This is a genomic window from Roseobacter cerffii (assembly GCF_054226325.1).
In genome coordinates, this window is the sequence record NZ_JBTBYJ010000006.1 from 42509 (window position 1) to 52255 (window position 9747).

General features: G+C 63.0%; 11 protein-coding genes. 5 read left to right on the plus strand and 6 right to left on the minus strand.

What is annotated here, in order from left to right:
• Nucleotides 1-47: 47 nt before the first annotated feature.
• The 3 genes from ACVC7O_RS23445 to ACVC7O_RS23455 all read right to left on the minus strand — a co-directional run bounded on the left by ACVC7O_RS23445 (nucleotide 48) and on the right by ACVC7O_RS23455 (nucleotide 1952).
• Nucleotides 48-965, minus strand: coding sequence for a hypothetical protein (locus tag ACVC7O_RS23445; protein WP_458326570.1), 918 nt, complete (start codon nucleotides 963-965; stop codon nucleotides 48-50).
• Nucleotides 966-1171: 206 nt separating this feature from the next.
• Entirely contained in the window at nucleotides 1172-1501 is a 330-nt protein-coding gene (soxZ, locus tag ACVC7O_RS23450) for a thiosulfate oxidation carrier complex protein SoxZ (RefSeq protein ID WP_458326571.1), read from the minus strand.
• A gap of 4 nt (nucleotides 1502-1505) precedes the next feature.
• Entirely contained in the window at nucleotides 1506-1952 is a 447-nt protein-coding gene (locus ACVC7O_RS23455) for a thiosulfate oxidation carrier protein SoxY (protein WP_458326572.1), read from the minus strand.
• Between the two features lie 258 nt (nucleotides 1953-2210).
• On the opposite strand from ACVC7O_RS23455, the gene ACVC7O_RS23460 reads away from it, so the two are divergent.
• Nucleotides 2211-2930: an ABC transporter ATP-binding protein gene (locus ACVC7O_RS23460; RefSeq protein ID WP_458326573.1), complete on the plus strand. Its 720-nt coding sequence runs from the start codon at nucleotides 2211-2213 to the stop codon at nucleotides 2928-2930.
• Nucleotides 2927-3718: an ABC transporter permease gene (locus ACVC7O_RS23465; protein WP_458326574.1), complete on the plus strand. Its 792-nt coding sequence runs from the start codon at nucleotides 2927-2929 to the stop codon at nucleotides 3716-3718. Before ACVC7O_RS23460 ends, ACVC7O_RS23465 begins: the two co-directional genes overlap by 4 nt.
• A 10-nt stretch (nucleotides 3719-3728) precedes the next feature.
• Here ACVC7O_RS23465 and ACVC7O_RS23470 read toward each other — a convergent pair whose 3' ends face one another.
• On the minus strand, nucleotides 3729-3932 hold the full coding sequence (locus ACVC7O_RS23470) for a hypothetical protein (protein WP_458326575.1): 204 nt from the start codon (nucleotides 3930-3932) through the stop codon (nucleotides 3729-3731).
• A gap of 167 nt (nucleotides 3933-4099) precedes the next feature.
• On the opposite strand from ACVC7O_RS23470, the gene ACVC7O_RS23475 reads away from it, so the two are divergent.
• The 3 genes from ACVC7O_RS23475 (at nucleotide 4100) to pqqA (ending at nucleotide 6590) form a co-directional block, all read left to right on the plus strand.
• Nucleotides 4100-5695: an ATP-binding protein gene (locus tag ACVC7O_RS23475; protein ID WP_458326576.1), complete on the plus strand. Its 1596-nt coding sequence runs from the start codon at nucleotides 4100-4102 to the stop codon at nucleotides 5693-5695.
• Between the two features lie 9 nt (nucleotides 5696-5704).
• Entirely contained in the window at nucleotides 5705-6385 is a 681-nt protein-coding gene (locus ACVC7O_RS23480) for a response regulator transcription factor (RefSeq protein ID WP_458326577.1), read from the plus strand.
• A 106-nt stretch (nucleotides 6386-6491) separates the two neighbouring features.
• Entirely contained in the window at nucleotides 6492-6590 is a 99-nt protein-coding gene (gene pqqA, locus ACVC7O_RS23485) for a pyrroloquinoline quinone precursor peptide PqqA (RefSeq protein WP_458326578.1), read from the plus strand.
• Nucleotides 6591-6979: 389 nt separating this feature from the next.
• Here pqqA and ACVC7O_RS23490 read toward each other — a convergent pair whose 3' ends face one another.
• Entirely contained in the window at nucleotides 6980-8044 is a 1065-nt protein-coding gene (locus ACVC7O_RS23490) for a ParB/RepB/Spo0J family partition protein (RefSeq protein ID WP_458326579.1), read from the minus strand.
• Nucleotides 8041-9351: an AAA family ATPase gene (locus ACVC7O_RS23495; protein WP_458326580.1), complete on the minus strand. Its 1311-nt coding sequence runs from the start codon at nucleotides 9349-9351 to the stop codon at nucleotides 8041-8043. Before ACVC7O_RS23495 ends, ACVC7O_RS23490 begins: the two co-directional genes overlap by 4 nt.
• Between the last annotated feature and the right edge of the window lie 396 nt (nucleotides 9352-9747).

Consider the following 9747-nt stretch of genomic DNA (forward strand, 5'->3'; position numbering starts at 1 on the left):
TACCCGGGGACGGCGCTTGCGCAAATACACCCGAAAGTATGAGACGCTCAGATCGGGGCGCGCTGACACCGGGGTGCGATCAGCCCCGCAAACCGCTCGTCCGCCATGGTTTCCGCGGCCTGGGCGGCCAGCGTATCATAGGCCGTGTCCACATAATCGATGAACCCTGGCTCCGTCGTCTCATCCACGGGGGCTTCGGCCACCGCGTGCATCATGAAGACGTCAAAGGCGCAGAGCCCCACCGGGTTCGACTGCAAGAGCGCCCGCATGAAGCCGCGCGACTCCCACGGCAGCCGCTCCAGGTTCAGCGGCGTCTCCTGCAGCTTGGATTGAAACGCTGCAGCGCGGTCGAACATCAGTATATCCATGCCGAATGTGAAGGACTGAAACAGCTCCTCCACCAGGATCGAGGTGTAGAACGACCGCTCCAGTGTGCCGAGTGTATCGCCACGCGGCTGTTTGACCATAATGTGGGTGCCCTGCCCCCGCCGACCAAAAAACGTCTGCGCCATCGCGGGTGATGTGGCGGCAAAGAACCGGCGCGCGGGCAGACCCAGCTGATAGACCCCGTTCATCCAGCTGAGATCATCCGACAGCGCCTGATTGGGCGGATGCCCGGAATAGAGCCGCAGCACCACCGTCCGCCCCGATCCGCAATTGCGCGCGCCCTCCCCGGCATACCGCATGGGCAGCGGCTTGCCGAAGACATGCCGCGCCAGATCGCGGAACGCGTTGATCACATCGAGCGAGTTTGGATGCGGCCGCTCGCCCACGATACACAGGCTCGCACCGGCCAGATCCCGGCCGTTGATATGCACCGGGATCGACATGTCGCGCCCGATCATCGTGGTGCGCAGCTGATAGTTCCAGCCCTTGCGCGCCAGCTCGACATAGGCGGCCCGATCCGCAACCGCCTGGCTCGCCGATACCAGCATCAGACACAGGCACAACAGGATACGACACATGGGCAGACTTCCTCCGGTGCCCCCGAACCTAGGTCGCGGGCACGGGTCCGTCCACGGATTTGTCCCAACGGCCTCACGCAGATGCGCTCCGCCTGTGTCCGTCGAGAACATGCCCGTGGCGATTCTGGCCTACCGCCTCCGGATGTCTCACAGGTCAGGCGTCACAGCTCCGCCTAACTCTGATCTGCATCGCAGCTCGGACGTGGTCACGTGACCGCGATGGCCTTGCTGTCGGTGTAGACCGCCCCGTCATCGTCATACCAGGTGAAGTTGAAGACCCCACTGCGCTCCACGCGCGCCCGGAATTCGAAGAACGGGTTGGTTGAAACGCCAGGGTGCACCTGCACATCGACGACCGGCGCACCCTCGAAATCGCAGGTGAACCGGTGGATAATTGACCGAGGGATGATCACGCCCGCCGCATCCCTACGCTGACCACTTTCCATCCGGTGGGTGATCAGCGTCTTGATCGTGATCACCTCTCCCGCGGCGGCGGTCTTGGGCAGCTTCACCCGTGATTTGACCCCGGTCGCCATACGCCTAAGCCCCGCAACCGCCGACAACAACATCCACATGCTGGCTTACCTGCCGCACCGTGCCATCCGGCATCCGGGCCAGCGCCAGTACGTCTTGCGTGCGGGCCAGCCTAATCCGTGTCGCCAGTTGCGGCTCGACCGCCTGCGGACCAAATTCGGCGAGTGCAATCGGCGGCACCGGGTTTTGCGGCGCCACGATCAGCAGTGCCTCGGCCCCTTCGGCCGCCACCCTGATCGGAACGCGAAACCCGTCCTCGGCCACCGCCTCCATGGTCAGCACCACACCGCCCGGTGAGATTTCGGCGCCCTTGGCGAAGGCCGCGATCGCCGCCTCGGTGCTGATCTCTTCGGCCAGGAGATGCCCAGGAAAGCCAAGCGCCACCAGCGTCGCCGAGCCGGACGCCAGCATGTTGCGCCGCGTGAGTCCAACGATGTCGCTTCCTTGTGGCATGGCGCAAGGCTATGTCATCCGCCGAAAAGCCCGCAATGACAACTTCGTGATACCCTGGCCGACGGCATACTGACCCGCGACCAAAGGCTATGCCGCAGCGCTTGTCGCCCCTCGGCTTTCAGGGCAAGCTGCACGGACGGGCCGGGCTGACTGGGGAGGACGCGTGACCAGACCGATGACAGCGTTTCAAGCAAAGCGGCAGGCGGCAACCGCGCGGTGCACCCGGATCGCGGCGTGTTTTCAGGCCGGATCACCGCAATGACCGATGGCCTGAGCGTCCGTGAGCTGAGCTTCAACTATGGGCCCAAGACAGCCCTTGATGCGGTCTCGCTCGACGTGGCGCCGGGGCGGTTCTGCGCGCTGTTGGGACCGAACGGGGCGGGCAAATCCACGCTGGTCTCCCTGCTCACCCGCCTGCTGGTGGCACCGTCGGGCGACATCCACATCGCCGGGCATGACCTGCGCCGTTCGCCACGCAAGGCGCTCGCGGCGCTCGGCGTCGTCTTCCAGCAGCCAACGCTCGATCTTAACCTGACCGTACGGCAAAACCTCAGCTATTTCGCGGCCCTACACGGGTTGCCGCGCAGCGAAGTGCCGGGCCGCATCGACGCAGCGCTCGACCGGCTCGACATGCGCCCCCGCGCCGATGAAAAGGCGCGCGCGCTCAATGGCGGTCACCGTCGCCGGATGGAGCTGGCCCGCGCCCTGTTGCATGATCCGAAGGTGCTGCTGCTGGATGAGCCCACCGTGGGCCTCGATGCCGCCGCCCGCGCCGCGATCACCGCCCATGTGCACGATCTGGCCGATCAGGGCCTCTGCGTGCTCTGGACCACGCATCTGACCGACGAGGTGCGCGACAGCGATGCGTTGCTGGTGCTGCACCGCGGGCAGATTCTGCATGAGGGCATCACCGGCGACATCCGCGGTGATACGCCCCTCTCAGACTGGTTTCTGGCCCAGACCGGGGCTCCGGCATGAGCGGCTTCTGGGGCGTCACCCGCGCCATCGTGGGCCGCGAATTCCTGCGCTTCATTCACCAGCGCGAACGCTTCATCGCCGCGCTCGTGCGCCCGCTGGTGTGGCTTTTGATCTTCGCGGCGGGCTTCCGCGCGGCCTTGGGTCTCTCGATCATCCCGCCCTATCAGACCTACATCACCTATGAGACCTATATCGTGCCCGGCCTCTGCGCGATGGTGCTCCTGTTCAACGGGATGCAAAGCTCGCTCAGCCTCGTCTATGATCGCGAAATGGGCTCCATGCGGCTCCTGCTCACCTCGCCTTTCCCGCGCTGGTGGCTGCTCTTCTGCCGGCTTTTCGGCTCCACCGCGATCTCGATCCTGCAGGTCTATGCCTTCCTTGCCATCGCCGCCGCCTTCGGGATCACGCTGCCCACGCTGGGCTACATTGCGGTGCTGCCGGGGTTGATCCTGGGCGGGCTGATGCTGGGTGCTCTGGGGCTCGTGCTCTCCAGCTTCATCTCGCAGCTGGAGAACTTTGCGGGCGTGATGAACTTCGTCATCTTCCCGATGTTCTTTCTCTCGTCCGCCCTCTACCCGTTGTGGAAGATGGCCGAAAGCTCACCGCTCCTGCGCGACATCTGCGCGCTCAACCCTTTCACCCATGTGGTCGAGCTCATTCGCTTCCTGCTCTATCTCCAGCTCAACCTGCATGCGCTGGTATGGGTGGTGCTCAGCACCATCCTGCTCACCCTGCTCGCCGTCTGGGGCTATGACCCCGCGCGCGGATTGATGAAGCGCAAGGGTTGAGCCGGTGGCCTCAGGCGTCCTTTTCCGCGAAGGAGACAGTGCGGCAGCGCCAGCTCTTGATCTGAAGGTTCGGATGCGTTGCCGACCACTTGGCCAGTTCCGGCTGCGCACCCATCAGGCACTGCATCGGCGAGATATCGGTGAAGACAAGGCTGCGCTCGCGGCACTCATCCGGCGCCGTCGCCAGACAGGCAACAAACAAGAGTTCGATCATGGTGCGGGTGTTCCTGTAACTGTTCTCTGCTCATGCGCACGGCCAAAACCTATACTAAAGTCGGTAAAATTCTCCTTAACCCGACCGTTCCGGGGCAATTTTGGGACAAAATGGCGCGTTTTTTGCCGCTATTTCGTGCATCCGCCTCTTTTTCGAGACCCGAACACATGAGCGCGGCCCCCGCACAACCCGCGCTGTCGCTCAAGCTGCGTCTGACCATCGGCGCGGCCCTGCTGGGCGCGGGCACGATTCTGACAGCGCTGATCCTGTATCTCGGCCTGAACGAGGTGGCCGAGCGGCTCGACGAGGCGCTGGCTTCGGAAAACCGCATGGCGCGCTATGCCAGCCTCTCGACCCAGGCCTCCACCTTCCTTGTGGTCGCGACAGAGGCCGTGCAGACCGGCCAGCCAACTGACAGCCGCATGGAGCGTCTCACCCCCGTGATGGACCAGATGCGCCGCACCTTCGTCCAGCTGCACGCCGATGTGGAGGAGGCGGTGCAAGCCGCCGAGGCCCTCGGGCTCGACGAACAATCGCGCTATGGCACGCAATCTCTGGGCATCGCCCGGATGCAGGCAGCGCTTGACAGTACCGAAACCGGCCTTGCCGAAGATGAGAGCAGCGCCCGCTTGCGCGCGCATCTCGACGGTTTTGCGTCGCGGTTCGACCAGTTGCTGAGCCAGGCTGTGAACACGGAAGTGCTCTTTCGCAATAACATCCTCGCGGGCATCGACGCGCTGCGCGAGCGGCTCACGCTGATCGCGCTCGGCATCGCTGCCGCAACGGCACTCGCCGTCGCAGCCTTCTATTTCGGCCTGATCCGACCCCAATTCAACCGCCTCGACGGGCTGCGCGCCGCCGCGCATCAGATCGGGACGGGCGATTTCTCCGTGCACCTACCGGTGACCCGGTCGGACGAGATCGGGCAGCTCTCCAGTGAGACCAACCGCATGGCCGCGGCCCTGCTCGCCCGACAAGACGAGGTGCAAACCGAATGGGCGCGCCTGAACGAGACCATCGCAGACCGCACCGAAGCGCTGCGCACGGCCAACGCGCAGCTGGCCGAGATCGACGACAAGCGCCGCCGTTTCTTTGCCGACATCAGCCACGAGTTGCGCACGCCGCTGACCGTGATCCTGATGGAGGCGCAGATCGGCACGCGCGGCAGCCCGGACCCGAAAGCCGCCTTTGCCACCATCGAATCCCGCGCCGCACGGCTCAATCGCCGGATCGATGATCTGCTGCGACTGGCTCGCTCCGACACCGGCGAGCTGGCGCTTGACCCGCAAGAGGTCTCGCTGTCCGAGCTGATGCAGGAGATCCAGCGCGAAAGCCAGGCCGAGATCGACAGCGCCGGGATGGAGGTAAGCTTCGCCAAGGCCCCAGATACCACGCTGATTTGCGATCCGAATTGGGTACGGCAGGTGATCGTCAGCCTGATTCGCAACGCGATCCGCCATGCGCGGGGGGGCAAGACGCTGCGGGTCAGCGCCGAAGTGAACGACAATACCGCACTTTTGTCGGTCTGCGACAATGGTCCCGGCGTGCCGAAGGCAGATCAGCCGCGGATCTTCGACCGCTTTGAACAGGGGGCCTCCGCCACCACCAATGCCGGGTTCGGCGTGGGGCTGGCACTGGCGAAATGGGTGATCGAGGCGCAGGGCGGCGAGATCATTCTGCTCAGCCCCCTTCCCCGGGATGACGCGCTCGGTTCAGAACCCGGGACAAAAATCTCGGTTCGCCTGCCGCGCAAGACCGACTAGGCTGCGCTTGTGAACACGCTCCTGATCATAGACGACGACCCCGAGATCACCTCGGCGCTTGCGCGTGGGCTGGCGCTGCACGGCTATGACACTGAAACGGAAAACCGCGCCGACCGGGCGCTGGAGCGGCTCAACACCGGGCAGCACGTGGGCGCGATTGTCGATGTGATGCTGGGTGCCGACAGCGGCATCGACCTCGTGCGGACCGCGCGCGCTGCGGGGGCCACCCTGCCGATCCTGATGCTCTCCGCGCTCTCCGAGGTCGAGCACCGCACCGCCGGTCTGGAAGCCGGGGCCGATGACTACGTGGTCAAACCCTTCAGCTTTGACGAGCTTGTCGCGCGACTGCGGGTCCAGGAGCACCGCGCAGGCACGCAGCGACCGCAACCCGCCCGCCTGCTCACCGCGGACCGCAGGCTGGAAAACGCCCGCGACAGCGTCACGCTCACCGAACGTGAATTCGACCTGCTCGAGCTGCTGATGCAATCTCCCGAAACCCCGGTGTCCCGGATCGACATTTTCGAAGCCCTTTGGGCGGCGGAGGGCTCCGGTAACGAAAACGTGGTCGATGTCTATATCGGCTATCTGCGGAAGAAGCTTGCGACGTCTGATTTCAATTTTGAAATCAAGACGTTACGGAACAAGGGCTTCTGCCTGACCGGGCAGGTGCCAGTCCGAGTGGACCCGTGATCGGTTCTGGCAGCAGCACCCTTCTTATAAATTAAGAGTCGCTCAACGCGCGCTGCTCTGTCACGGTCGCTATGAACCCGCCACACCCACTTTCGAGGAGACCACCATGGCTTGGACAAAACCCAAACTGCGCGAAATCGCCTGCGGCATGGAAATCAACATGTACGGACCAGGCGAGGACGATGAGCGCGAAACGCTGATCTGATCCATCGACCCGTGACCCCCTGGAGGGGTCACACCTGGGCTTTTGATCACCGTTCCGGGCCCGGTACTTTAAGGCGCTTCCCGCGCAAGAACTCTTTCTCCCTGACCGCTTCGGCGGACCTGATGCAGAGCGTTGCGCGCCATGCATCTTAAAATCTTTGTTGCCGCAAGCCCCATCTCTCAAACCCACGGGCTTGCGACAACACCTCATTCAAATTCATCGAAACTGAGCGCGCTCTGGCATTGAGGCTGGAGGCTGCGCCATCCTAGTACGTTGATTCGAAAAGATATTATCTTTGATCGGCAGGCTCAAGGACGGTTACCCGTGGGTAACCCACCGCTGCCCATTTAGACCAAACACACCAGTTACCCACGGGTAACCCCTCGACCTCACCGGATGCGCGGACCACCCTGCAGCGCTTCTTCGAAGGCCTTCACCGCCTCCTCCAATCGCGCCTTCGGGATCGTTGCAAAGTCGCGCTCGCTGACGATGCGGCACTCGCCCTCGCGCGCCGTGATCTTTGTCTTCCCGACGAAGAACTCAAACTTCTGCTTGGGTGTAGAGGCGTCGCGCGCCATCCCCTGCCCTGCCCGCGCGCCTTCGAGGAAAGCTGCAAGCACCCGGGTTTGCGCCTCCGCCGATGTGCACTCCAACAGCTGGGCCCGCAGCCTCTCCGCCTGATCAGGCGTCTTGATCGCCCGCGCCACATCCACGCCGAGGTTGCGCGCCACCTCCTTGGGCCATTGCAGCGCGTCCCCCAGCACGCTCAGCAGGAAGACGAAGTTCCGGATGTACGACCGCTTCGTCTTGTGCAGCGCCCCGTAGAGCCGGTTGACCAGCTCCGACGGATCGATCTCGTCAATCCCCTCGTCCTGCGCGGCGGTGATCGCCACTTGCGCCATCTCGGCAAAGGTCAGATCTTCGCGCACCACATTCTCTTCGACCATATCGACATAACGCGCGATCCGGTCCGCCTGCCCCGGCTCGACCCGCGCGGTGATCGTGGCAAACGCGTCCTCGCCGGTCTCGCTCAGCAGCTGTGAGAGCGCCGTGAAGCGCCGCCAGCCCTTCTTGAGCTGGTAGCGCCCGTCCGGTCCCACATAGACCTCGACGGGCTCCTTCTGGCCGCGCTCGCGAATGGACGCCTTGAGCTCCTCCATCTCGTCCGAGGCGGCCACCACTTCGAGCTCCAACCGGTCGCGCGGCAGATCGTCAGTGGAGATGTCCCCAAGCGCAAGGCGGACCAGCACCCGGCCCTCCTCCTGTGCCGCACGAAACGCCTTGGCGTCTTCGGCGTTCTGACGCCGCTGCGCCACCTTTGCCTCGGTGGTTTCCTGCAGGTTATCAGCAACGTCGCGCACTGCTGCACCCATGGGCCCCGGGTTGCGATCCCGCCGTTGCGGCACCGATTTTGTCTCGATGGGCGCAAAGCCAAATTTGTTCTTACTGCTCATTCCGCAGCCTCCTTCCGGCTGTCATTTTCTTTCCAGGCAGTCATGACCGTCTTGAGAAACTCGTCATAGGCGCGGTCGAAACTCTGCCGCGCGCGCTTCCAGGTCTCGCGGGTCATCTGGCGGTAGTCCTGCTCGTAGACCGACATTTGGAACCGCCCCGACTGCTCGACCGCGCGTGTCATCTCGATCGGGTTGGCGCAGACATCGGCGCCGAACACATTCTGAAACGCCTCCATCATCGCGGCATGCAGCGGGTTGGCGCCCTCGAACCGCGTCATCAAGAGGCGGATATCGGAGAAGCGTTTCGGAAGCGTGATCCCGGCGTCCGCCGCCAGATCGCGGAACCCTTCAGAGATATCCGCCATGGCATCGCCGAGCTGGCCCAGATAGCTCGTCGTGCTGTCGTATTCCCAATAGCCGGGCCCGGAGGGGATGTAGAGGATATCGGCGGCAAAGGCCGCGTTCAGAGACTGATATCCGATGGCTGGCGGGCAATCGAAGATGATGATGTCGTATTGATCGTCCGGCAGCTCATCGAGATAGCGCGCCACGCAGCCAAAGAAGCTCCAGGCTTTATGCACCGAGCGGTACTGCGCGCTGGCAAACTCCACGAAAGCCGCGTTGGCACAGGAGGGGATGATGTCGATGGTCGGCCAGCAGGTGGGCTGGATGAAGTCCTGGAACCGCTGCGAGCCGATAGAACGCACATCCTCGGGCAGCTCATCGGAGGCGGGGTAGGGGCAGTCGTCGGGGTCGTCGTAGCCTTCCATGATCCGGTCCGCCTCGCGGCAGAGATCGCGGCACATGATGCCCCAGACCGTGTTCCATTCCTTTACCTCGGTGATGCCCATGGAGTGCGTCAGAGTGGCCTGCGGGTCAAAGTCGATGCAGAGCACGCGGTAGCCGTCCAGCGCCGCGGCATTCGCCAGATGCTGCGCCACCACGGTCTTGCCGACACCGCCCTTGAAGTTCGACACCGCGACGCGCATCGCGCGGCCCTTCGGGCGCTCAGGCTGCAAGGTCCGGCCGCGAAACCGCATCCGACGGCGCAGTTCGTTGATCTCTTCGAGTGAGAACCAACGCTGTCGGCCATCCTCTTCCGTAAGACCCTGGGGCAGGGAGGGGTCTTCTGCGAGCTTCTTGCGCAGGGTGTCAGCGGGGACATAGAACATGAACTGGCTGATCTCCCAGATCGAGAAGGGTCGCAGCTCCTTCACTTCCCCCGGTGAAAAGGTCGCCTTGCGTACAGCGGCCTGCTGGGCGAGGCTGCGTTCATTCATATTCAGAAGGTCGTTGTGGTCTCTCATGGCGCCGCTCGTGTTTTTTCCTGCGCGTTTACGAATAACGGGATTTTGGACATTGAGCAAAAGGAAATTTCTGGATTGGCGGAACCTGGGTTTCGGCAGACGCAGCGATGGCAGGCGATCTTTGCACCTCATGTCATATATATTTGGTGACAACCGTCGGTCGATCTGGATAGATATGGTGTCAGCAGATCACGAATAAGGTGACAGCGAGACGTCACCCTTATCCCACATACCTTTGATTTTGAATATTCTTGGGAATTGCATAAAATTCCCGCTATTCGCTTTCTGTTGACAAAATACGGGATGTTGAGGTCTTCTGAGACCAGAGCAGAATCGGTCCACAAGAGATTGATCTGCGAGGCAGACAGATGACAGGACACAGGATTATCATCGAGA